Source organism: Streptomyces sp. NPDC030799, assembly GCF_055572255.1.
Window position 1 is genome coordinate 239,892 of sequence record NZ_JBVIDS010000002.1, and the last position, 23,311, is coordinate 263,202.

Sequence of the window (23,311 nt, forward strand, 5' to 3'; positions counted from 1 at the left end):
ATCTCCGAGGCGGAACCGCCGGCCCGCCCGGCGCTACGGCGTGGGGGGCCGCTGCGGGGAGCGGAGTACGAGCAGGGTGATCTCGCTGGGGGCGAAGACGCGGAAGGGCGGGCCCCAGAAGCCGGTGCCACGGCTGGTGTAGAGGAGGGTACGGGTGCCGTGGCGGCTGAGGCCGGCGAGGGCGGGCTGGTCGATGCGGACCAGGTGGTGGAAGGGCCAGATCTGGCCGCCGTGGGTGTGGCCGGAGAGCTGGAGGTCGACGCCGCCGGCTGCCGCCCGGTCGACGAACTTGGGCTGGTGGGCCAGGAGCAGGACGGGCAGGTCGGGGTCGGCGCCGTGCAGGGCTCCGGCGAGGTGGGCGCCGTGGCCGGCGAGGCCGGAGGACTCGGCCGTGACGTCATCCACGCCGGCGACCACGAGGGTGTCGCCGCCGCGTTCGAGCAGCAGATGGCGGTTGCGCAGCGGCTCCCAGCCCAGCTCGTCCATCAGGTCGACCCAGCCCTGGGCCTCGCTGTAGTACTCGTGATTGCCGGTGACGTAGACCCGGGCCCGGGTGGCCTGCACGGTGCCGAGTGGGGCGGCCTGGGCGCGGCGGCGTTCGGCCGTGCCGTCCGCGATGTCTCCGGTGTGGCAGACCAGGTCGGCCTTCAGCGTGTTGACCGTCTCGCAGACCCGCGCCGACCAGCGGGCGCGGTCGAGCGGGCCGTAGTGGGTGTCGGTGATGAGGACGACGCGCGTGCCGTCCAACCCGGCCCCCAGGCGCGGGAGTTGTACGTCAAGTTCGCGCACGCGTGGCACGCGGCGGGCCTCGGCGTACCCCCAGGCGAGCAGTGCGGCGGTTACGCCGAGGACGGCCCAGGTGACGATTCGGGCCCGGTCCTGACTCTCGCCGACGCCGACCACGGTCAGGGCGAGCCGCAAGAAGACGCCGATCAGAACGGACCAGGTGAACAGAACCCAGCTGGTGCCCAGCAGGGTGTCTCCGACGATCGCCGCCCAGTCCTGCTGGCGTCGGCCGTGGCCGCGCACCATCGCGAGCGGCATACCGATCAGGCCGAGGGCGAACAGGGCGGTGCCGGCGAGCGTGACAGGGAGCGGCCAGTGCTGGCCGGTGTGCAGCAGCAGCCAGCAGGGCACGGTCCACAGCAGGACGGGGGCGATCAGGGGGAGGTAGCGCATCAGGCGGTGCAGTCGGCTCTGCTGAGTCGCGTGCGCTGCACTGTCGGCGGATCGGGTTTCGCTGGTGTCGGTCACGCTTCCCCTCCTTGAGCAACCAGGTTGCCGTCGCGCGCACTGTATCCGGCCGCCCCGGTCCGGTCGGACGGGGTGCACATGGTGGGCAGCCCCATGGGGCGTGGCCTCCGAGTTGATGGGCCGTACTTGGGTGGGTTGACGGCCACAAGGTCAACGCGCCCGATGAGGGTGCTGTGAAGGAGGATGCCGCAGCGGAGGGACGGCCTCCATCCGGATCCGCTTCCGCGTGGTCCTCCCGGCGTCGGTCAGCCCGCCCTGTGCGTATCTCACGCCTCACGACTACGGAAGCAACCGACCACCATCAATGAGTGGTTGTGAGGTACTGGTCCGACGACAACTCGAACACCCGTACCCGCCGACCGCCGGTGGGGTTGACGGTTTCACGGACCGGACGCATCCCCAGTTTGGTCATGATCCGTTCGGAGGCGTCGTTGCCGACTTGAGTGATGCTGACGATCCGCTCCAGCCCTCGCTCTTCGAACCCGAACCGTACAGCGGCCGCAGCGGCCTCGGTGGCCAAGCCCTGCCCCCAGTGGGAACGTCCCAGCCGCCAGCCGACCTCAACCGCCGGCAGTACCTCCGGCAAGAAGTGGGGTACCGACAGGCCGGTGAACCCGGCCAGCTCGCCAGTGGACCGGATCTCCACGGCGAACAGGCCGAAGCCCTGTGACTCCCACTCGCTCTCCCATGCCCGGATCCCGCCGCGTGTCTGCTGTTCGTCACGGACGCTGCCGTCACGGATCCACCGCATGACCTCGGGGTCGGCATTGATGGCGGCCATGGGCGCAACGTCTTCCTCGCGCCAGCGACGCAGGATCAGACGTGGGGTCTCAAGCATGACCATCCCATCATTCTTCCCCACTATCTCCCCCCACCGCCGTGCGGCTCGATGAACTCCCGCTCTTCGTCCGTCAGTCGCGCGCGTCACGCACGAGGGACTACCGGGCCAGGGCCTGGAACGGGGCGAAACCCACGGATTGATCACGACCCGATCCGCGCCCTAGGCGGGCTGCGGGGCTGGTGTGACCGGAGCGGCCGCGGCCTTGCGGGTCTCGCGCATGATCAGCAGGCCGTTGACCACCATCAGTGTCGCGGTCAGGCCGTGGACGCCGAGCGCGGTGGCCACGGAGCCGTGGTGGGCCAGCACGGTGGTCATGTCGCCGTACGCGGCGAGGGCCTCCACCAGCAGCACCCAGCCCAGCGCCCGGCGGTGGCCCGTCACCAGCAGGATGCCCAGGACCAGAGCCAGGACGACGTCGCGGATTCCCTTGATGATCAGGAAGCCGTCGCCGTCGCCGGACGGCCAGCTCGGCAGGCCGAAGCTCGGCGCCGTCGTCTCCGGGCTCAAGATGAACTCCCCCCCCGAACCAGAGGATGAAGAGGATGAAGGCGGCGGCCAGAACGGTATTGATCTTCTTCAGCGACATCGTTCTTCTCCTTGCGAGTCTTCGTCGTCTCGGTGAGCTTCGTTGGAGCTTGCTGAGTGGGCGAACCAGCGCATGCCGGGGCAGCGGTGGTATCAGACGAGGGCGGAGGCGAGCAGGGCGAAGGCGGCGATGATGATGGCGACGCGGACGTAGTGGAAGCGCTCCCAGCGGTGCAGCTGCTCCTTCCAGTCGGCGGGCCGGCTCTCGGGGGTCCAGGTCTTGTTTCGGTTGTTGATCGGGACGAGCAGCAGCATCGACATGACCACGCTGACGATCAGCAGTCCGGCGGCGGTGGCGACGAGTCCGGCGCCGTGGCGGTGCCATCCGGCGACGGCCCAGATCGCGCTGAGGGCGACCGAGCCGATGTACCAGAACGGCATCAGGGCGCCGAGCATCCGGCCGCCGTGGGCGTGGCCGAGCTGGCCGCTGTCCTCGGGAAGCGCGTCCAGGATCCGGTTCATGACGAAGGCGACGGAGAACTCCACCCCCACCATCAGGCCGACGACGACGGTGGTGACGACCTCAAGTGCGTTGAGCATGACGATCCCTCCGTGAACTAGCGTTGCTAGCTGATGAGGCAACGCTAGTACTGCTGCCGCTCGATTGTCTAGCGGTGCTAGGATCGACTTATGTCGGTACAGGAACGCAAGCAGCGCGAACGGGCGGAGCGCGAGCGCCTCATCGTGGCGACAGCCCGCGAACTCGCCGAGCAGCAGGGCTGGGACGCAGTCACCACCCGCCGGCTCGCCGAGCGCATCGAATACAGTCAGCCCGTCCTCTACAGCCACTTCCGCGGCAAGCGCGAGATCATCGGCGCCGTCGCCCTTCAGGGGGCCGCCGAACTGGCCACCGAGGTGCGGGCCGCGACCTCCGCCGCGGACGGCCCGCGCGCCCGGGTCGCCGCGCTGGCCCGCGCCTACCTGGACTTCGCGGCACGCAACCCGGCGGTCTACGACGCCTTGTTCCAGCTCGACGGCGGCCTGGCGTACGCGCAGGAAGACACCCCCGAGCCTCTGAAGGACGCCTTCGCCGCCCTGCTGGAGACTCTCGGCGAGGTCGCCGGCGACGGCGTCGACCCGGGGCTGTTCACCGAGCTGTTCTGGGCGGCCCTGCATGGCCTTGCGACCCTGACCCGCGCGGGCCGCCTGCTGCCCGAGGACGCCGAGCCGAGGGTGGAGCTGCTGGTGGACCGGCTCGCCATGGTCTGACACACCGTCCCGGCGGCCAGGTCAGCCCAGCTTGCGGAAGAGTCCCTCCTGCACCACGGACACGATCAGTTGCCCTGAGAGGTTGTAGATGCGACCCCGGGCAAGACCCCGGCCGCCCACCGCGATCGGCGACTCCTGGTCGTACAGGAACCACTCGTCCGCGCGGAACGGCCGGTGGAACCACATGGCGTGGTCCAGCGAGGCCATGTCGAAGTTCCGCGGCCCCCACAGCGGTTCGACCGGGATACGGACCGCGTCCAGGAGAGTCATGTCACTGGCGTAGGTCAGCGCGCACGTGTGGACCAGCGGGTCGTCACCGAGCGGTCCGACCGCGCGCATCCACACGGCGCTGCGCGGCTCGGCCCCCTCGATGTCCTCGGCGTTCCAGCGCAGCCGGTCGACATAGCGGATGTCGAAGGGCTGGCGGCGCGCCATCCGCTCCAACTGTTCCGGCAGCGCGCCCAGGTGCTTGCGGATCTCCTCGGTGACCGTGGGCAGCGACTCCGGGTCCGGCACCTCGCGGGCCGGCGGCAGCTGGTGCTCGAACGGTCCTTCCTCGGGCTTGTGGAAGGAGGCGGTCAGATTGAAGATCGTGCGGCCCTCCTGCACGGCCGTGACCCGGCGCGTGGTGAACGACCGGCCGTCGCGGACCCGTTCCACCTGGTACACGATCGGCACCCCTGGGCGGCCCGGGCGCAGGAAGTACGCATGCAGCGAGTGCACCGGACGGTCGCCGTCCGTGGTGCGGCCGGCGGCGACCAGCGCCTGGCCCGCCACCTGGCCGCCGAAGACCCGCTGCAGCGACTCCTGCGGGCTTCGGCCACGGAAGATGTTGACCTCGATCTGCTCCAGGTCGAGCAGGTCGACCAGTCTCTCGGCCGGGTTCGTCATCGGTGGGATTCTCCTTGGCTCACAACTGGCCGGAAGCAGCTCAGAGCTGGCCTACATCGGTGACGCGGACGACGGCACGGCCCTCGGCGTCCGAGGCCGCGAGGTCGATCTCCGCGCTGATGCCCCAGTCGTGGTCGCTGTTCGGGTCGTCGAAGATCTGGCGGACGCGCCACAGTCCGTTCTCCGGCTCCTCCTTGATGACCAGCAGCTTGGGGCCGCGGGCATCGGGACCGGTGCCCAGGTCGTCGTACTCGTCCCAGTACTTGTCCATCGCCTCGCCCCAGGCGTCGGCGTCCCAGCCCGACTCGGCGTCCATCTCGCCCAGCTCCTCGACCTGGTCGAGAGCGGCCAGTTCCACGCGGCGGAACATCGCGTTACGGACCAGGACCCGGAAGGCGCGCGCGTTGGCGGTGACCGGCTTGACCTCGTCGGCCTTCTCCTGGGCCTCTTCGGCGGTCATCTCCTCCGGGTTCGCGAGCTGCTCCCACTCGTCCAGCAGGCTGGAGTCCACCTGGCGCACCATCTCGCCGAGCCACTCGATGAGGTCCTGCAGGTCCTCGGACTTCAGGTCGTCCGGGATGGTGTGGTCGAGGGTCTTGTAGGCGCTGGCCAGGTAGCGCAGCACGATGCCCTCGGTGCGGGCCAGCTCGTAGAAGGACACCAACTCCGTGAAGGACAACGCGCGTTCGTACATGTCGCGGATGACGGACTTCGGCGACAGAGGGTGGTCGCCGACCCACGGGTGGCTCTTGCGGTAGGTGTTGTACGCGTGGAAGAGCAGCTCCTCCAGCGGCTTCGGGTACGTGATGTCCTGGAGCCGCTCCATGCGCTCCTCGTACTCGACGCCGTCCGCCTTCATCGCGGCCACGGCCTCGCCGCGCGCCTTGTTCTGCTGGGCGACGAGGATCTGCCGCGGGTCGTCCAGGGTGGACTCGACGACGGACACCATGTCGAGGGCGTAGGAGGGCGACTCGGGGTCGAGGAGTTCGAACGCGGCGAGCGCGAACGTGGACAGCGGCTGGTTGAGCGCGAAGTCCTGCTGGAGGTCGACCGTGAGCCGGACGATGCGGCCCTCGGCGTCCGGCTTGTCGAGCTTCTCCACGATTCCGCCGTCGAGCAGCGAACGGTAGATCGCGATCGCCCGCCGGATGTGCCTCAGCTGCTGCCTGCGCGGCTCGTGGTTGTCCTCCAGAAGGTGACGCATGGCCTCGAACGCGTTGCCCGGGCGGGCGATCACCGACAGCAGCATCGTGTGCGTCACCCGGAAACGCGACGTCAGCGGCTCCGGCTCCGACTCGATCAGCTTCTGGAACGTGTTCTCGGTCCAGCCGACGAAGCCCTCCGGCGCCTTCTTGCGCACCACCTTGCGCCGCTTCTTCGGGTCGTCGCCCGCCTTCGCCAGCGCCTTTTCGTTCTCGATGACGTGCTCGGGCGCCTGCGCGACGACGAGCCCCGCCGTGTCGAAGCCGGCCCGGCCGGCCCGGCCCGCGATCTGGTGGAACTCACGGGCCCGCAGGGTGCGGACACGGCTGCCGTCGTACTTGGTCAGCGCCGTGAACAGCACCGTGCGGATGGGCACGTTGACGCCCACACCGAGCGTGTCCGTGCCGCAGATGACCTTCAGCAGACCGGCCTGGGCGAGCTTCTCCACCAGACGCCGGTACTTGGGCAGCATGCCGGCGTGGTGCACGCCGATGCCGTGCCGGACGTAACGGGAGAGATTGCGGCCGAACTTGGTGGTGAAGCGGAAGTTGCCGATCAACTCCGCGATCTGGTCCTTCTCCTCACGCGAGCACATGTTGATGCTCATCAGCGCCTGAGCCCGCTCCACGGCCTGTGCCTGCGTGAAGTGCACGATGTACACCGGCGCCTGCTTGCTCTCCAGCAGGTCGGTGAGCGTCTCGGTGAGCGGCGTGAGCTGGTACTCGTAGGAGAGCGGCACCGGGCGGGTCGCCGAGCGGACCACCGCGGTGGGGCGGCCGGTGCGGCGGGTGAGGTCCTTCTCGAAGAAGGAAACATCACCCAAAGTGGCCGACATCAGGATGAACTGCGCCTGAGGCAGCTCCAGCAGCGGGATCTGCCAGGCCCAGCCGCGGTCGCCCTCGGCGTAGAAGTGGAACTCGTCCATGACGACCTGGCCGACGTCCGCGTCCTTGCCGTCGCGCAGCGCGATCGAGGCCAGCACCTCGGCGGTGCAGCAGATCACGGGAGCATCGGCGTTCACGGAGGCGTCGCCGGTGAGCATGCCGACGTTCTCGGTGCCGAAGAGCTTGCACAGCTCGAAGAACTTCTCCGACACCAGCGCCTTGATCGGGGCCGTGTAGAACGTGACCTCGTCCCGGGCCAGAGCGGCGAAGTGCGCACCGGCGGCGATCATGCTCTTGCCGGAGCCGGTGGGCGTCGAGACGATCACGTTCGCCCCGGAGACCACCTCGATCAGCGCCTCCTCCTGATGCGGGTAGAGGGTGAGGCCGCGCTCCTGGGCCCACGACTCGAAGGCTTCGTACAGGGCGTCGGGGTCGGCGGTCGGCGGCAGCTGATCGATGAGGGTCACGCACCCATCTTGCCTGGCCTCGTCCCCGAGAAGGGAATCGGCTGGGGGCACGAAGATCACGGCCGCTACGCTGTGACGCCGACGCAGGGTCAGCGCACCAGGTCAACTGGACAGCGGCACACGAGGAACGGGGCGGGAAGCGGCCATGATGGGACCAGCACACTCACTGTCGGGGGCCGCGGCCTGGCTCGGCGTCGGAGCGGCCGCCGCCGCAGCGGGGCGCCCGATGCCCTGGCCGGTGCTCCTCGTCGGCGCTCTGATCTGCGCCGGCGCCGCACTCGCCCCGGACCTCGACCACAAGGCGGCCACCATCTCGCGGGCCTTCGGGCCGCTCTCGCGCTGGACCTGCGAGGTCGTGGACAAGCTGTCGTACGCCGTCTACAAGGCGACCAGGATGAAGGGCGACCCGCGCCGCTCGGGCGGCCACCGCACGCTGACGCACACCTGGATCTGGGCTGTCCTGATCGGGGCCGGCTGCTCGGCGGCGGCGATCACGGGAGGCCGCTGGGCGGTGCTGGCGATCCTGTTCGTGCACATGGTGCTGGCGATCGAGGGGCTGCTGTGGCGGGCGGCGCGCGGCTCCAGCAGCGATGTCCTGGTCTGGCTGCTGGCGGCGACCAGCGCATGGATTCTCGCGGGCATCCTGGACAAGCCGGGCAAGGGCTCCGACTGGCTGTTCACCGCGCCGGGACAGGAGTACCTGTGGCTCGGCCTGCCGATCGTCCTCGGCGCCCTGGTGCATGACATAGGGGACGCGCTGACGGTGTCGGGCTGCCCGATCCTGTGGCCGATCCCCGTGGGCCGCAAACGCTGGTATCCCGTGGGGCCGCCGAAGGCGATGCGGTTCCGCGCCGGGAGCTGGGTGGAGCTGAAGGTACTGATGCCCGTGTTCATGCTGCTCGGCGGAGTGGGCTGCGCGGCGGCCCTCAACGTGATCTGAGGCAACCGTCACCCGACCCGGGGCACCGCTTCGGATCAGGTCACGTCGCCTGCGTCGGCCCCGCCGTACCGGCGCTCGAAGCGGGCGATCCGGCCCTCGGTGTCGACGGTGCGGGCCTTGCCCGTGTAGAAGGGGTGGCTCTCCGAGGAGATCTCCACGTCGATCACCGGGTAGGTGCGGCCGTCGTCCCACTCGATGGTCTGCTCGCTCCGCGCGGTCGAGCGGGTCAGGAACGCGTATCCGGCGGCGCGGTCACGGAAGACCACGGGGTGATAGTCGGGGTGCTTGTCCTCCTGCATGGCGGCTCCTCCTGCGGGTCAGCCGGACAGGGAGTCCTCGTCGACGATGTGCATCGCGGCCTCCTCGGCGGAGGCGGCGGCACCGTCGATGCCGACGTCGGTGGCGACGAGGGCCGCCTCCTCGTCCTCGTGCGCTCCCTCGTCCGGGGCCACCAGCCGGCCGGAGCGGAGGTGGCCGACCTCGTTGTCCAGGAGTTCCCCGTCGGTTCCGGTGCAGTCGCCGAGGCCGTCGCCGTCAGGCGTGTCGAGGTCGGGCAGTTCCTCGGCAAGCCGCTGGTCGAGGCTCTCGCCCGCCTGGCGTTCGGCCGCCGTCACCCCGCGGTGCTCCACTGCCCAGGGGCGCTCCGGAGGGGACCAGCCGCGGTCGAGCGGGTCGTTGACGCCGTCGAAGTCCAGTGTGTCCTCGACGTCGAGCACCCCCGAGTCCTCCCGGATCTCCGAGGGATCGGGCTGGTAGACGTCGTCCCCCCAGCCGTCGGCGCTGTCCACGAGTACCTCCAGGTGGTGAGGACGGCCGGGTGCCACCGCGACGGGCGGCGGGCCGTCAGCACGCGCAACAGGTGTCACACGCCGCGGACCGGATGGTTCCGTGGCGTTCCCCGAGCCTGTGCCGTTCTCCAGCCTTCCACCCTTGCTCGGCCCCGCGCAACGGCACGGCCGCCGCTCAGGCCCACCACTCGAACACCGGCACCCGACAGCCCCCACCACGCACCGGCCGGCCCTGCCCGACCCCCCAGACCGCGGGCGGACTCCGGCGAACGCCGGGCGCGACCGCCGGCGGCCCTTACCGCAGGCAGCCCCGCCACAGCCCGCGCTTCCTGGGCGCTTGCGGAGCCCGCCGCACGCCGTGCCGCCGCGACCTGGCTGCCCAAGCGCCCGCAGGTCCCACGGCCCCTCGATCCGCTGGGCCCGGCCGCCACGCCCGCCGTCGGACTGCAGCGACCACCGGGCGCGCCCGCCGTCGGACTCCCGTGAACGCCGGGCGCGCCCGGCGGTGCTGTTCCGGGCAGGGTCCGCGGCCGCGCCCAGGGGAGCGCGGTGACCGGCGTTGTGGGTGGGTGCCGCGCTGTCGTACCGGTCGGGGACGGATCCTCACCCGTGCCAGGACCGCCACAGCGCGGCGTACGCGCCGTCCGCCGCGACCAGCTCGTCATGGCTGCCCAGCTCGCTGATGCGGCCGTTCTCCACGACGGCGATCACGTCGGCGTCGTGGGCGGTGTGCAGGCGGTGGGCGATGGCGACCACCGTGCGGCCGTCCAGGACACGGGCCAGGGAGCGTTCCAGATGCCGGGCCGCGCGCGGGTCGAGCAGCGAGGTCGCCTCGTCCAGGACCAGGGTGTGCGGATCGGCGAGCACCAGCCGGGCCAGCGCGATCTGCTGGGCCTGTGCCGGGGTCAGCGTGAGACCGCCGGAGCCGACCTCGGTGTCCAGGCCGTCGTCCAGCGCCCGCGCCCAGGCATCCGCGTCGACCGCGCCCAGGGCGGCCCACAGCTCGGCGTCCGTGGCGCCGGTGCGGGCCAGCAGGAGATTGTCGCGCAGGGAGCCGACGAAGACATGGTGTTCCTGGTTCACGAGGGCGACGTGCGAGCGGACGCGTTCCGCCGGCATCAGGGACAGCTCCGCGCCGCCCAGGGTGATCCGCCCGTCCCGCGGTGCGTAGATCCCGGCGAGCAGCCTGCCGAGGGTGGACTTGCCCGCGCCCGACGGGCCGACCAGGGCCAGCCGGGTGCCCGGGGCGACCTCCAGGGACACCTCGCGCAGCACGTCCACGCCCTCGCGATAGCCGAAGCGCACCCGGTCGGCGTGCACGTCGCGTCCGTCCGGCGTCAGCGAGGCGTCCCCGGCGTCCGGCTCGATGTCCCGCACACCGACCAGACGGGCCAGCGACACCTGGGCGACCTGTACCTCGTCGTACCAGCGCAGGATCAGGTTCACCGGGTCGACGAGCATCTGTGCGATCAGCGCACCCGTGGTCAGCCGGCCCACCCCGATCCAGCCGTGCAGGACGAACACCCCGCCGACCATGAGGACCGAGCCCAGCACGATGACGTGCACGGCGTTGATCACCGGGAAGAGCACGGACCGCAGCCAGAGCGTGTACCGCTCCCAGACCGTCCACTCCTTGATCCGCCGCTCCGACAGGGCGACGCGGCGGTCGCCGAGCCGGTGCGCCTCGATGGTGTGACCCGCGTCCACCGTCTCGGCGAGGGCGGCGGCGACCGCCGCGTACCCGGCGGCCTCGGAGCGGTAGCCGGAGGGCGCCCGCTTGAAGTACCAGCGGCACCCTGCCACCAGCACCGGCACGGCGAGCAGCACGGCGGCCGCCAGCGGCGGCGCCGTCACCACCAGCCCGCCGAGCAGCAGCAGGGCCCACACGACGCCGATGGCCAGCTGGGGCACGGCCTCACGCATCGCGTTGGCCAGGCGGTCGATGTCGGTGGTGATGCGGGAGAGCAGGTCGCCGGTGCCCGCCCGTTCCAGCACGCCCGGCGGCAGCCCGACCGAGCGGACGAGGAAGTCCTCGCGCAGGTCGGCCAGCATCCGCTCGCCGAGCATCGCGCCTCGCAGCCGTACCTGTCGTACGAACGCCGCCTGCACGGCGAGCGCGAGCACGAACAGACCGGCGGTCAGGCCGAGATGAAGCTCCCGGGCGCCGTCGGACACTTGCTCGACCAGGCCGCCGAGCAGGTACGGACCCACCATGGACGCGATCACGGCCACCGTGTTGACCGCGATGAGCAGCAGGAAGGCCCGGCGGTGCCGGCGGAACAGCTCGGTGACGTAGGCCCGTACGGTCGCCGCCGCGCCGACGGGCAGGGTGGTGGCGGTCGTCGGGGCCGCCGGGTCGTACGCCGGTGGCGCAACGCCGATCATGCGCTCTCCTCGATCTCTTCCCGCTCCTGCCGTGCGCCCACCAGTGCACCCTGGTCGGCCGCGGCCAGTTCGTCGTCCGTCTCCCGCGTGACCACGGCCCGGTATCGCGGCTCGCCGTCGATCAGTTCGCGGTGCACGCCGACCGCCACGACCTCGCCCTCGTGGACCAGGGCGACCCCGTCCGCGCGGTCGAGCAGCAGCGGTGAGGAGGTGAACACCACCGTCGTGCGCCCGGAGCGCAGTCGGCGCAGTCCGTCCGCGATCCGTGCCTCGGTATGTGAGTCGACCGCGGAGGTCGGCTCGTCCAGCACCAGCACCTCGGGGTCGGTGATCAGCGACCGGGCCAGCGCGAGCCGCTGGCGCTGGCCGCCGGACAGGGAGCGCCCGCGCTCGGTGACACGGGCGTCCATCGGGTCCGCGGCGTCCAGCGATCCCTGGACGAGCGCGTCCAGGACGTCGCCGCACTGCGCCGCGTCCAGCGCGTCCGCGGCCCGTACGGTTCCGGAGGCGGGGACGTCGAGCAGCTCGCGCAGGGTGCCGGACAGCAGCACCGGGTCCTTGTCCTGGACGAGGACGGCGGTACGGGCGGTGTCCAGGGGGAGTTCGTCGAGGGGCACGCCGCCGAGCAGCGCCGAGCGACCCGGTTCGGTGGGATGGCCGCCCAGCCGCTCCGCGAGCCGGCCCGCCGCGTCCGGGTCGCCGCAGACCACGGCGGTGAGACGGCCGGCGGGAGCCAGCAGACCGGTGCCGGGGTCGTACAGGTCGCCGCCGGGGACCTCGGCCTCGCGGGTGCCCTCGGTGGCCGTGGACCGCTCCAGCGACAGCACCCGGGCCGCCCGTTTGGCCGACGGGCGCGAGAAGGAGTACGCCATGGCGATCTCCTCGAAGTGCCGCAGCGGGTAGTTGAGGATCATGACCGCGCTGTAGACGGTGACGAGTTCGCCCACGGTGATGCGGCCCTGCCGGGCCAGGTGGATGCCGTGCCAGACGACGGCGATGAGCAGCAGTCCGGGCAGGAGTACCTGGATGGCGGAGATCAGCGACCACATCCGGGCGCTGCGCACCGCGGCGTGCCGTACCTCCTGCGAGGCCCGGCGGTAGCGGTCGAGGAACAGCTCCTCGCCGCCGATGCCGCGCAGTACCCGCAGTCCGGCGACCGTGTCCGAGGCCAGCTCGGTGGCCCGGCCCGCCTTCTCGCGCTGTACGTCGGCGCGGCGCGTCGCACGGGGCAGCAGCGGCAGTACCGCGAGGGCCACCACGGGCAGTCCGACGGCGACGACCACACCCAGGGCGGGCTGGTAGAGAAGGAGGCCGGCACAGACCACGACGACCGTCAGCGCGGCCGCGGTGAACCGGGAGACGGCCTCCACGAACCAGCCGATCTTCTCGACGTCACCGGTGGAGACGGCCACCACCTCGCCGGCGGCCACCCGCCGGGTCAGGGCGGAGCCCAGCAGGGCGGCCTTGCGTGCCAGCAGTTGCTGGACGCGGGCGGCGGCCGTGATCCAGTTGGTGACGGCGGCCCGGTGCAGCAAGGTGTCACCGAGGGCGATGCCCGTGCCGCACAGCAGCATCAGACCACCCGTCAGGGCGAGCCGGGTGCCGGAGCGGTCGACGACCGCCTGGACGGCGAGGCCGACGCAGAAGGGCAGGGCCGACACGGAGACGAAGTGCAACAGGCCCCAGGCGAGCGACTTCAGCTGTCCGCCCAGCTGGTTCTGCCAGAGCCACCACAGGAGTCGGGGGCCCGAACGTGCGTCGGGGACGCCCGGATCGGAATACGGCAGGTCTTGAATCTGCATGACGTCCCAGTGGCTCGTGTCAGGGCAGGGGGAAGCGGCGATGAACGCGGACAAGCCGTGACAGGTTGGCGTCGCAGAGTGGTGAATTTCAAACGGTTTTCCTCGACCGCTATCTGAGTCCACCGGCTTCAGGCCACCATGGCCCGGTGCACATGGAGATCGACAACGTACGGCGGCGTGGGACGGTCGCGGTGGCGGCCTTGGGAGCGCTCTTCGCCACCCTCACCGCGTGCGGCGGCCCCGCATCCGGCCCCGCGCGCACCGCTGGAGCGCCGGCGCCCGTCGGCCGGCCGGCGCAGAGCCCGACCCTGTCCTCGGTTCCCACGACCGACCCGACCCGTATCCCCGGCGTCGGCGCCCGCCTCCGCCGGCGGATCCCCGCCGACTCCCGCCAGATCGTGGCCGTCTACGGCGAGGGCGCGAACTCCGCCGACTCCAGGCTGGTGCTGTACACCCGGCGTGGTGCCGGGTGGCACTCGACGGGCAGTTGGCCCGCCCACAACGGGCGGCACGGCTGGACCGCCGACCACCATGAGGGGGACCAGCGCAGCCCGGTCGGTGTGTTCACCCTCTCCGACGCGGGCGGTGTGCTCCCCGACCCGGGCGCCCGACTGCCGTACGACCGCGACGTAAGCGCCTATACGCCGCCGGCCGACTGGGACGAGGCGCACCAGCACGACTTCGACTACGTCATCGCCATCGACTACAACCGCCTCCCCGGCACCCCGCCGCGCGACGCCGGCCGTCCCTGGGGTGCGGGCAAGGGGGGCGGCATCTGGCTGCACATGGACCACGGCAGCGGCACCTCGGCTTGCGTCAGCGTCTCCAAGCAGGCCATGGAGGTCCTGCTGCGCACGCTCGACCCGGCGCTCGATCCGGTCGTGGTGATGGGGGACCGGGCGGAACTGGCCGCCTAGCGCGCGGCCGGGTCGTCCGTGGGCGCCGACGGCGGTCCCGCCGCCGCAGAGGTACTGTCGACGATGTCCACGTCACTGGCCCTGACATAGGCGAGCCGGTGGCCGAACTGGATCTCGTAGTACCCCTCCTGGCCCTTCACCACCGGGTCGGGTGTGTCGACGATGGACGACCGGGGGACGTACGAACTGCGGACGAGGGCCTGTGTCACATACCGCTGTCCCGCCCGCAACCGGTAGGGCAGCGGCGATTCGGGCTCCCCCTCCACGCCCTCGGGGTAGGCGTCCTCCTCCGGAAGGGCACGCCCGTACACCGGGATCTCGTCCAGGCCTTCCCTCGGGGTCACCATGTGGCCGCTCGCACCGACGGCCGTCGGGTGTTTCGCCGGGTTCCTGAACCATGCTCTGTGGCCCTGGAACCAGATCGCCGTCCAGTCGCCGCTGCGGTCGGCGACGGCGAAGGTCTGCCCTGCGGACACGCGGGAACCCAGGTCGTTGACGTCCTCCGTGGACGGGTCGCCGTCCGGCTTGCGGCCGGGATCCTGGATCAGCGGGGCGTTGTCGTCCGGTCGCGTGTGGAGGCGTACGGCGCTGGAGCCGTGCGGCGCACACGGCTGACCGCTGCCCTTGCACCCGGTGAACCGTGGCTTGTGGATGGCGTAGTCCGGCAGGATCATCACCATGTCGCTGTCCGGACCGGCCGAGGCCCGCAGCGGCGCGCCGAGCAGGTCGAAGTAGTGCCGCCAGTCCCAGAAGGGACCGGGGTCGTCGTGCATGTCGGGGATGGAGTCGTCGGTCGGCGCCGGTACGTTGTCGTGGCCGATGATGTGCTGCCGGTCGAGCGGGACCTGGTACTTCTTCGCCAGGTAGCCCACCAGGCGCGCCGAGGCCCGGTACATCGGTTCCGTGTACCACTTGCCGGGCTGGGTGAGGAAGCCCTCGTGCTCCACGCCGATCGAGCGGGCGTTCACGAACTGGTTGCCGGAGTGCCAGGCCTCGTCCTTGGTCCTCACATGCTGGGTGATGTGGCCGTCGCTGGAGCGGATCGAGTAGTGCCAGGACGCCTCCGTGGGATCCTGCACCGTCTTGAACATGTTCGGCAGATACGCCTCGGTGTCGTGGATGACGATGTAGTCGATCTTCTGGTCGACAGGCCGGTTGCCGAGGTCGTGGTTGCCGTAGTCACCGTCCTCGTCGATCTCCTCGTACGGCGCGCTGAGCCAGTCGCAGGCCAGCTCCGCGGGGCACTCGACCTGCTTGGGCCGCGGTGGGGCCTGTGCCCGAGTGACGTGGGGGCGTACGCCGGGGTTGGGGGCGAGGGTGACGTCCTGTCCTTCGGCGGTGGTGCGGTGCGCCCCCTTGCGGATCACGTCGAAGACATCGTTCGCGTACGTGGTCGCCGCCGTGATGTCACGGGTGCCCGGGTAGTGCTGCACCGCCTCCCACCAGTCCGCCGGGTTGTCGCTGAGGGGCTTGCCGAGCTGGCGTTGCGTGGCGGCCAGGATCGCCGCGCCGCCGCGGATGTTGGCGGTCGGATCCGTCCGCAGGCGTTCGGCCGGGACCTCGATCAGGCGTGCGGCGCGGTCCAGGTCCGCCGGCTGGACGGTGTGACCGGGCGACGGGGTGGCCTCGGGTGCGGCAGAGGTTCCGGCCGCCCCCGCGTGCGGCCGGATGCCGGCGCCGTTCTCCGCCGAGCCGGCTGCCGCTGCGGGAGCCTCGGTCCGGCTGGGGTCCACCAGGTGCATCGGCCCGTAGCCGCCCGCGACGCTCGGGGCACCCGGATGGGTGTCCCAGCGCGTCTGCATGTAGGACACGCTCATGAGCACACTGCGCGGCACGTGGAACTCGCGGGCGGCCTCCGCGAAGGTGTTCTGCAGCTGCTGGTCCGGGGTCTCGTCGTCGGCCAGTGGGATGAGCAGCAGCGGCACCAGCACCGCCGCCGACGCGATCACGCAGGCTGCCCGGCGGCACTCGCGCAGGGAGTTGGGAACACGTGGGGCGGCCGGTCTTCTCATTGCACGGTTCTCCAGACATGTCGTCACCACCAGAACACAGGGGGTTGTCCTGGACGCCACCCCTGGTACGTTTCCGTGCCTTCCGCGCCGTGTCGCGCCAAGCGTCACCGGGGTGGCCGAGCGGCCGGGCAGGGGCCACTCGGTCGGCGGCGTGCCGGCTCAGTCCTCGACCGGGTCCACCTGCCAGTCGGGGTGGCCCGGCATGGGCGGGGTGTGCGGCCCGTACAGCCACGGGGTCAGGAACGGGCTCAGGTCCTCGCCCGCGACCTGCGACGCGAGTGCGATGAAGTCCCGGGTGCCGGCCGCCCGGCCCTGATACGCCGTCACCCAGGAGCGTTCGATCCGGCCGAAGGTCTCCGCGCCGACCTTCTCCCGCAGGGCGTACAGCACGAGCGCCGAGCCGTCGTAGCGCATCACCTTGAACAGCGTGGACTGCGTGGGCTCGGCGGGCGCCCCCTCGTCGTGCCGCCACTGGTCGTGCTGTTCGTAGGCCGCCCGCATCGCGTCCGTGAGGCTGATGCCGCCGTGCTCGGCCGAGTACAGACGTTCGTAGAAGCGGGCGTGACCCTCGCTCAGCCAGAGGTCGGCCCAGCGCCGGACGGCGACGCTGTCACCCGTCCAGTGGTGGGTCAACTCGTGTACGAGGTTGCGCTCGGCGTCGACCCGGTCGCCCAGCAGGTCGTCCTTCGGTACGACGGACAGCGACTGTGTCTCCAGTGCCACCGGCAGGTCGGTGTCGCCGACCAGCACGCCGTAGCGGCGGAACGGGTACGGGCCGAGCCGCTGTTCCAGCCAGGCGAGATGCTCCGGGGTGAGCGAGCGGAAGCCTTCCGTGTCGCCGACCAGGTCGTCCGGGACCACGTCCCGGACCGGAAGTCCGTGCGGACCGGTGCTGTCGGCGAAGGTGAACCTCCCGATCGCCATCTGGACCAGCTGTGCCGCGATCGGCTGTTCGGAGTCGTAGGTCCACCGGACGCGTCCGTCGGGTTGCCGGACGGTGCCGACGAGGCGGCCGTTGGCCGCCGCACTGATTCCGGGCGGTGTGGTGATGCGGAAGGTGACGGGCGCCCGCAGGCTCGGGTGGTCGTTCGCCGGGAAGATCAGTTTCGCGCCGTCGGGCTGAGCGCAGACCAAGGTGCCGTCGGCGGTGGGCACCCAGCCGTAGTCCTGGATCGCGTCGCCGCGGTGCCGGCTCTGCCTGGGGTCGGCGGTGTAGGTGACGTGCACGGTGAAGGTGCTGCCGAGGGGGATGGGGCGCGCCGGGGTGACGACGAGTTCGTCGCCGTCGCGTACCGCGGTGGCCGGCGCCCCGTCGACCGTGACCCGGTGCAGCGTGTTGCCCGCGAAGTCGAGGTCGAAGCGGGACAGGGACTGCGTGGCGGTGGCGCTGATGGTGGCGCCGGCGGCGAACGGCGTCCGCGGCGCCCGCCAGTCGAAGTCGAGCGTGTAGCGGCGGACCGTGTAGCCGCCGTTTCCGGCGAGCGGCATGAGCGGGTCGCCGATGCCCGGCGCGCCGGGGGAGGGCACCGGGCCCGAGGAGGCGGCCGGGCCGGGGGCGGGCGAGCGGTGGGCGCCGTGCGAGGACAGGGCGGCGAACGCGGCGGCACCGGTGACGGCAACGGCGAGGGCCAGGGACAGGGTCACGCGAGGGGTGCGGAGGACGGGGCGGGGGCGCCGGTGCCGGGACTCGCGGCGCGGGGACCCCGCTGGGCGGCCGGCGGGCATGATCTTCATGACCGCACTATGTCAGCGAGGTGTGCATATAGCACTAAATGTTCCGCTGTGCGGTCAGCCGGTATGCGCTCCCGCCGGACCGGCTCGCGCGGCGACTGTCGTCCGATCTCCTCATTGCGGTGGGTGGTCAACTCCCCGTAGAACACGGCCATGAGAAGACGGATAGTCATGTCCATGCTCGCCGGAGCGACCCTCTTGGCGAGCGCCCTGTTCGGCCCGGGAGCCGCTGCCGCCCAGGCGGCCGACGCTCCGGCCGAGTTCGGCACCGACTGGCACGACCCGGTCACCGCGGCGCCGCCCGTCGACCGGCCGCACACCCCGTCCTGTCAGGTCACGCTCGCCGACGCCCAGTTCCGCGACTTCACGCCGTACCGGGGCGCGTACACCCCGCCCCAGGACTGCGGCGACCGTTGGAGCAAGGTCGTCCTGCGGCTCGACGGCAAGGTGAAGGGCCGTCAGTACGACCGCCTCGGCTATCTGCATGTCGGCGGGGTCGAGATCCTGCGCACCTCCACACCGGAGCCCTCGCCCGACGGGATCGAATGGCACGTCGAGAAGGACGTCACCCGCTACAGCGACACCTTCCGCAGGGCGCAGGACGTCGAAATGCTGATCGGCAACGTCGTGGACGGCACCTACACCGGTGTCATCGACGTGCACGTCACCCTGACCTTCTACGCGGGTCGTCCCGCGGAGCGGACCCCCGACCGCGTGCTCACCCTGGCCGACACGCCCGACGGCACGACCCTCACCACGCCGCGCAACAGCGAACGGATCGTCGCCGAGGTGTACGCGACCGGTTCGGGCGGCGGCTGCGAGGAGTTCTGGTATCTGACGGTGGCCGACCCGGCGTCGTACTCCTGCAAGGCCGATCACGGCCCCTACCGCGAGGTGCAGATCAAGGTCGACGGCCGGCTCGCCGGAATCGCCGCGCCCTTCCCGAACGTCTGGACCGGCGGCTGGTCCAACCCGTTCCTCTGGTACGTCCTCCCGGCACCGGGAGCCTTCGACGTCCGCCCGATCGCATACGACCTCACGCCTTTCGCGGGTCTGCTCAACGACGGCCGTCCGCACCGTTTCGAGGTCTCCGTGGCCGGTCTGCCCGCGGGCCGGCCGGGCTGGAGCGCGCCGGTCAACGTCCTGGTCTGGCAGGACGCGCACCGTGACCGCGTCACCGGCGCGCTGACCGCGGACCGGGCGACGGACATCGCCAACTCCTCCGTGTACACGCCCGGTTCGGAGAACCGTGTCGCCACCGACGCCGGACACCGGCTCACCGTCTCGGGATACCTCGACACCTCGCACGGCCGTGTGACCACCACCGTCACCCGGGCGCTCGCCAACACCTCCGTCCACCGCTGGACCGACGGCGAGAACATGGACGGACTGGACGCGACCTGGTCCGACGACCAGACGGTCACCGTCGGCGGACACGGCCCCGCGCGGACGACGCACACACACCGGACGTACACCATGAACGGCGCGACCACCATCGGCACCGACGACCGGCTGCGCACCGTGCTGACACTCGGCGACCGCGCGTCGGTCGTGGAACTGCAAGGCGGCCGGCGCACCGCGTGGTCGCGGCTGGACGACACCTACAACGGTGACGCGGCGTACACCATGAACGTCCCGCGCGACCAGCGGCACGCGGTCGGCACGTCGAGCGAGCGCTACCGGCTGTACGGCTCCGACGGCTGCTACGACCGTTCGCTGGCCACGGCTCAAGGGGCGCTGACGGAGGACCGCTACCGCTGTTGAGCACGGCGATGTGGCATGCGCCACGGTGATGTGAGCGGCTGTGGCACGGGCGTCACCGTGGGGATCGAGCGCGCCTTCGGATGAACGCCCGTGCCGCAGTCCGCATCCGTCCCTGCCGCGACGCGTCGCACGCAAGCGGCCTCGCGGTCATCAAGAGCTGTCTGGGCACCAGTGGTGTACGGCCCGCCGCGCTGTACGCCGAGCCCGGGGCGGTGGGTTCAGCAGCGCTGGCCGCCGTCCCCCTCGATCAGGGTGTCCAGCAGGACACCGAGCACCTGGCGTTCCTTCTCCGTCAGCGGAGCGAGGATCTCCTCGGCCGCCGAGCGGCGCGCGCCGCGCAGCTCGCGCAGGGTCGTGCGTCCCTCGTCCGTCAGCTCGATCCGCGTCACCCGCCGGTTCGCCGGATCCGGCGCCCGCCGTACCTTCCCGCTCGCCTCCAGACCGTCGACCAGTGTTGTCACCGCACGCGGCACCACCTCCAGACGCTCGGCCAGGTCGGCCATGCGCGGCGGGGAAGCGTAGTGCGCGAGGGTGCGCAGCAGCCGGGACTGGGCCGGAGTGATGCCCAGGTCGTGGCGTTCCAGATGGCGTTTCTGGATGCGGTGCACCCGGCGGGTCAGCCGCAGCAACTGCTCGGCGAGCAGGCCGTCGGGGTCGGGGATGGTCATGCGGGAACAATATCAGGATGCCGTTCATTGTGAGTATAGGTAACAATGAGCTGCGATCCGTTCGTCACCGTCGGCCGATCCCTGTCCGGCGCCCGTTCACCTCCGTAGGAGCCCATGCACCCCGACCGTGAAACGTCCTGGACCCCGCCTGCCGACGCCAAGGAACAGCCCCGGCAGGTGCGCCGCATCCTGAAGCTCTTCCGTCCCTACCGGGGCCGGCTGGCGGTCGTCGGCCTGCTGGTCGGCGCCTCCTCCCTGGTCTCGGTGGCCACGCCGTTCCTGCTCAAGGAGACCCTGGACGTCGCGATCCCCCAGGGCCGCACCGGTCTGCTCAGCCTGCTCGCGCTCGGCATGATCCTCAGCGCGGTCCTCTCCAGCGTCTTCGGCGTGCTGCAGACGCTGATCTCGACCACGGTCGGCCAGCGCGTCATGCACGACCTGCGCACCGCCGTCTACGGCCGCCTGCAGCGCATGTCGCTCGCCTTCTTCACCCGCACGCGCACCGGCGAGGTGCAGTCCCGGATCGCCAACGACATCGGCGGCATGCAGGCCACCGTCACCTCCACCGCCACTTCCCTCGTCTCCAACGCCACCAGCGTCGTCGCCACGATCGTCGCGATGGTCGCCCTCGACTGGCGGCTCACGATCGTCTCGCTGCTCCTGCTGCCCGTGTTCGTGTGGATAAGCCGCCGTGTCGGCAACGAACGCAAGAAAATCACCACGCAGCGGCAGAAGCAGATGGCCGCGATGGCGGCCACCGTCACGGAGTCGCTCTCGGTCAGCGGCATTCTCCTCGGCCGCACCATGGGCCGCTCCGACTCGCTGACCGCGTCCTTCGCGGAGGAGTCCGAGCGCCTGGTCGACCTGGAGGTGCGGTCGAACATGGCCGGCCGCTGGCGCATGGCCGTGATCACGATCGTCATGGCCGCGATGCCCGCCGTCATCTACTGGACCGCCGGTCTCGCCCTCCAGTTCGGCGGCCCGAAGGTCTCGCTCGGCACCATCGTCGCCTTCGTCTCGCTCCAGCAGGGGCTGTTCCGCCCGGCTGTGAGCCTGCTCGCGACCGGCGTCCAGATCCAGACCTCCCTCGCCCTCTTCCAGCGCATCTTCGAGTACCTGGACCTGCCGGTCGACATCACCGAGCGCGAACGGCCCGTCCGTCTCGACCAGGTCAAGGGCGAAGTCCGCTTCGAGGGCGTCGAGTTCCGCTACGACAACGACGACAGGACCCGCCCCGTCCTCGACGGCATCGACGTCACCGTGCCCGCGGGCGGCAGCCTCGCCGTCGTCGGCCCGACCGGCGCCGGCAAGTCCACGCTCGGCTATCTGGTGCCCCGCCTCTACGACGTCACCGGCGGCCGCGTCACCCTGGACGGCATCGACGTCCGGGACCTCGACTTCGACACCCTCGCCCGCGCGGTCGGTGTGGTCTCGCAGGAGACGTACCTCTTCCACGCCTCGGTCGCCGACAACCTCCGCTTCGCCAAGCCGGACGCCACCGACGAGGAACTGCGGGCGGCGGCCAGGGCGGCGCAGATACACGACCACATAGCCGCGCTCCCCGACGGCTACGACACGGTCGTCGGCGAACGCGGCCACCGCTTCTCCGGCGGTGAGAAACAGCGCCTGGCGATAGCCCGTACCATCCTGCGCGATCCGCCGGTCCTCATCCTCGACGAGGCGACCAGCGCGCTCGACACCCGTACGGAGGCCGCCGTCCAGGAGGCGATCGACGCCCTGTCGGCGGACCGGACCACGATCACCATCGCCCACCGCCTGTCCACGGTCCGCGGCGCCGACCAGATCGTGGTCCTCGACTCCGGGCGGGTCGCCGAACGCGGCAGTCACGAGGAGCTGCTGGAGCTTGACGGGAGGTACGCCGCGCTGGTGCGCCGGGACGCCCAACTCGAACCGACGAGCTGAGCGCAGATCGAACCTCGTGCTGAGCGCGGCCGGAACCCGTGAGCTGAGCGCGGCCGGAACCGACAAGCTGACGCTGTGCCCGACAACTGCATATGTACCGGATTTAGGGCGATATGCGTATTACCGTTCCCGCATGCAGACGAAGATTCCGTCACGAGGCACGATGCGACTGACACGCCGGGGCAGACTCGCCCTCCTCGCGGCCGGCGCCGTCTTGGTCGGCACCGCCGTGGCGGTGCCGCTGCTGACGCTGGACAGCGGCCCGAAGGAGCCGCCACCGCCCACCGCGCTGGTCGTCCCGGAAGGCTGGCGCGCAAGCCAGGTGTACGACGCGATCGACAGGGCCCTCAGGCTGCCCCCGGGCAGCACCCGCAAGTCCATCGGGAAAGCCGGCCTGCAGTTGCCCGGCGAAGCCCAGGGCAACCCGGAGGGCTATCTCTTTCCGGCGACGTACCGCATCGAGAAGGGCGCGACGCCCGAGTCGTTGCTGCGCTCGATGGTCGACACCGCCAACAGCGAGTTCAATGCGGCGCCGGTTGCGGCCGGGGCGCAGCGCAACGCGATGAACGTCTACCAGGCCGTCACCATCGCCAGCATCGTCCAGGCGGAAGCGGCGACGCAGGCGGACATGGGGAAGGTCGCCCGGGTCGTCCTCAACCGGCTGGAACGCGGGATGCCGCTGCAGATGGACTCGACGATCAACTACGCGATGAACCGCAGCACCGTCCGCACCAGCCAGGACGACACCCGGATCGAGAGCCCGTACAACTCCTATCAGCGCATGGGCCTGCCGCCCACACCGATCGACAACCCCGGCGAGGAGGCGATGCGCGCCGCGCTGAACCCGACGCCGGGCGACTGGCTGTACTTCGTCACGGTCAAGCCGGGAGACACCCGTTTCACCTCCGACTACCAGACGCACCTGCGCAACGTGGCGGAATTCAACGCCGTGCGCCAGGCCGCGGGGCAGGGACAGGGCCAGAGCCCGGGTCAGGGTCCGGACGGGTCCGGAGCCTCGCAGCCTTCGGTCCGCTGACCCGGCGGAAG

Annotated in this window: 18 protein-coding genes and 1 pseudogene; 6 read left to right on the plus strand and 13 right to left on the minus strand. The window is 71.0% G+C overall.

What is annotated here, in order from left to right:
• Positions 1-33: 33 nt before the first annotated feature.
• The 4 genes and pseudogenes from ACZ41I_RS05000 to ACZ41I_RS05015 form a co-directional block, all read right to left on the minus strand.
• Positions 34-1,254 carry a metallophosphoesterase gene (locus tag ACZ41I_RS05000; RefSeq protein ID WP_468513174.1) on the minus strand — a complete coding sequence of 407 codons (1,221 nt, stop codon included), beginning with the start codon at positions 1,252-1,254 and terminating at the stop codon, positions 34-36.
• A gap of 301 nt (positions 1,255-1,555) precedes the next feature.
• A complete protein-coding gene (locus tag ACZ41I_RS05005) occupies positions 1,556-2,092 on the minus strand; it encodes a GNAT family N-acetyltransferase (protein ID WP_468513175.1) in 537 nt (178 codons plus the stop codon).
• 162 nt (positions 2,093-2,254) lie between these two features.
• Positions 2,255-2,681: pseudogene (locus ACZ41I_RS05010) on the minus strand (DUF4267 domain-containing protein).
• Between the two features lie 92 nt (positions 2,682-2,773).
• Positions 2,774-3,220 carry an anthrone oxygenase family protein gene (locus ACZ41I_RS05015; RefSeq protein ID WP_399763097.1) on the minus strand — a complete coding sequence of 149 codons (447 nt, stop codon included), beginning with the start codon at positions 3,218-3,220 and terminating at the stop codon, positions 2,774-2,776.
• A gap of 90 nt (positions 3,221-3,310) precedes the next feature.
• Between ACZ41I_RS05015 and ACZ41I_RS05020 the strand changes: the two genes are divergently transcribed.
• Positions 3,311-3,889, plus strand: coding sequence for a TetR/AcrR family transcriptional regulator (locus ACZ41I_RS05020; protein WP_399763095.1), 579 nt, complete (start codon positions 3,311-3,313; stop codon positions 3,887-3,889).
• 21 nt (positions 3,890-3,910) lie between these two features.
• Here the strand turns inward: ACZ41I_RS05020 and ACZ41I_RS05025 are convergent, their stop codons facing one another.
• Complete coding sequence (locus ACZ41I_RS05025; RefSeq protein ID WP_363215349.1) at positions 3,911-4,780, minus strand: acyl-CoA thioesterase; 870 nt, start codon at positions 4,778-4,780, stop codon at positions 3,911-3,913.
• Positions 4,781-4,820: 40 nt separating this feature from the next.
• Entirely contained in the window at positions 4,821-7,334 is a 2,514-nt protein-coding gene (locus tag ACZ41I_RS05030; RefSeq protein WP_363215350.1) for a DEAD/DEAH box helicase, read from the minus strand.
• 145 nt (positions 7,335-7,479) lie between these two features.
• Here ACZ41I_RS05030 and ACZ41I_RS05035 point away from each other — a divergent pair, with 145 nt between their 5' ends.
• Positions 7,480-8,274, plus strand: a complete 795-nt coding sequence (locus ACZ41I_RS05035) for a metal-dependent hydrolase (protein ID WP_363215351.1) — start codon at positions 7,480-7,482, stop codon at positions 8,272-8,274.
• A gap of 35 nt (positions 8,275-8,309) precedes the next feature.
• Here ACZ41I_RS05035 and ACZ41I_RS05040 read toward each other — a convergent pair whose 3' ends face one another.
• The 4 genes from ACZ41I_RS05040 to ACZ41I_RS05055 all read right to left on the minus strand — a co-directional run bounded on the left by ACZ41I_RS05040 (position 8,310) and on the right by ACZ41I_RS05055 (position 13,249).
• Complete coding sequence (locus ACZ41I_RS05040; RefSeq protein ID WP_363215352.1) at positions 8,310-8,573, minus strand: type B 50S ribosomal protein L31; 264 nt, start codon at positions 8,571-8,573, stop codon at positions 8,310-8,312.
• 18 nt (positions 8,574-8,591) lie between these two features.
• Positions 8,592-9,062 carry a DUF5709 domain-containing protein gene (locus ACZ41I_RS05045; protein ID WP_363215353.1) on the minus strand — a complete coding sequence of 157 codons (471 nt, stop codon included), beginning with the start codon at positions 9,060-9,062 and terminating at the stop codon, positions 8,592-8,594.
• A gap of 603 nt (positions 9,063-9,665) precedes the next feature.
• Complete coding sequence (locus ACZ41I_RS05050) at positions 9,666-11,447, minus strand: ABC transporter ATP-binding protein (RefSeq protein WP_468513176.1); 1,782 nt, start codon at positions 11,445-11,447, stop codon at positions 9,666-9,668.
• The gene (locus tag ACZ41I_RS05055; protein WP_468513177.1) at positions 11,444-13,249 is read right to left on the minus strand and encodes an ABC transporter transmembrane domain-containing protein; all 1,806 of its coding nucleotides are present in this window, start codon (positions 13,247-13,249) and stop codon (positions 11,444-11,446) included. The genes ACZ41I_RS05050 and ACZ41I_RS05055 overlap by 4 nt, the downstream gene beginning before the upstream one ends.
• 152 nt (positions 13,250-13,401) lie before the next feature.
• On the opposite strand from ACZ41I_RS05055, the gene ACZ41I_RS05060 reads away from it, so the two are divergent.
• Positions 13,402-14,166, plus strand: coding sequence for a L,D-transpeptidase family protein (locus ACZ41I_RS05060; RefSeq protein WP_468513427.1), 765 nt, complete (start codon positions 13,402-13,404; stop codon positions 14,164-14,166).
• On the opposite strand, the gene ACZ41I_RS05065 is transcribed toward ACZ41I_RS05060, so the two are convergent.
• Both ACZ41I_RS05065 and ACZ41I_RS05070 read right to left on the minus strand, forming a co-directional pair.
• Positions 14,163-16,178: an N-acetylmuramoyl-L-alanine amidase gene (locus tag ACZ41I_RS05065; RefSeq protein WP_468513178.1), complete on the minus strand. Its 2,016-nt coding sequence runs from the start codon at positions 16,176-16,178 to the stop codon at positions 14,163-14,165. The two genes, ACZ41I_RS05060 and ACZ41I_RS05065, sit on opposite strands and share 4 nt — an antisense overlap.
• 159 nt (positions 16,179-16,337) lie before the next feature.
• Positions 16,338-17,912 carry a M1 family metallopeptidase gene (locus ACZ41I_RS05070; protein ID WP_468513179.1) on the minus strand — a complete coding sequence of 525 codons (1,575 nt, stop codon included), beginning with the start codon at positions 17,910-17,912 and terminating at the stop codon, positions 16,338-16,340.
• 150 nt (positions 17,913-18,062) lie between these two features.
• Between ACZ41I_RS05070 and ACZ41I_RS05075 the strand changes: the two genes are divergently transcribed.
• The gene (locus ACZ41I_RS05075; protein ID WP_468513180.1) at positions 18,063-19,673 is read left to right on the plus strand and encodes a peptide-N4-asparagine amidase; all 1,611 of its coding nucleotides are present in this window, start codon (positions 18,063-18,065) and stop codon (positions 19,671-19,673) included.
• A 218-nt stretch (positions 19,674-19,891) separates the two neighbouring features.
• On the opposite strand, the gene ACZ41I_RS05080 is transcribed toward ACZ41I_RS05075, so the two are convergent.
• Entirely contained in the window at positions 19,892-20,341 is a 450-nt protein-coding gene (locus ACZ41I_RS05080) for a MarR family winged helix-turn-helix transcriptional regulator (RefSeq protein WP_363215359.1), read from the minus strand.
• A 114-nt stretch (positions 20,342-20,455) separates the two neighbouring features.
• Between ACZ41I_RS05080 and ACZ41I_RS05085 the strand changes: the two genes are divergently transcribed.
• Both ACZ41I_RS05085 and mltG read left to right on the plus strand, forming a co-directional pair.
• Positions 20,456-22,264 (plus strand): ABC transporter ATP-binding protein, encoded by a 1,809-nt coding sequence (locus tag ACZ41I_RS05085; RefSeq protein ID WP_363215360.1) that lies wholly within the window; start codon positions 20,456-20,458, stop codon positions 22,262-22,264.
• A 133-nt stretch (positions 22,265-22,397) separates the two neighbouring features.
• Positions 22,398-23,300: an endolytic transglycosylase MltG gene (gene mltG / locus ACZ41I_RS05090; protein ID WP_399763083.1), complete on the plus strand. Its 903-nt coding sequence runs from the start codon at positions 22,398-22,400 to the stop codon at positions 23,298-23,300.
• The last annotated feature ends 11 nt before the right edge of the window (positions 23,301-23,311 follow it).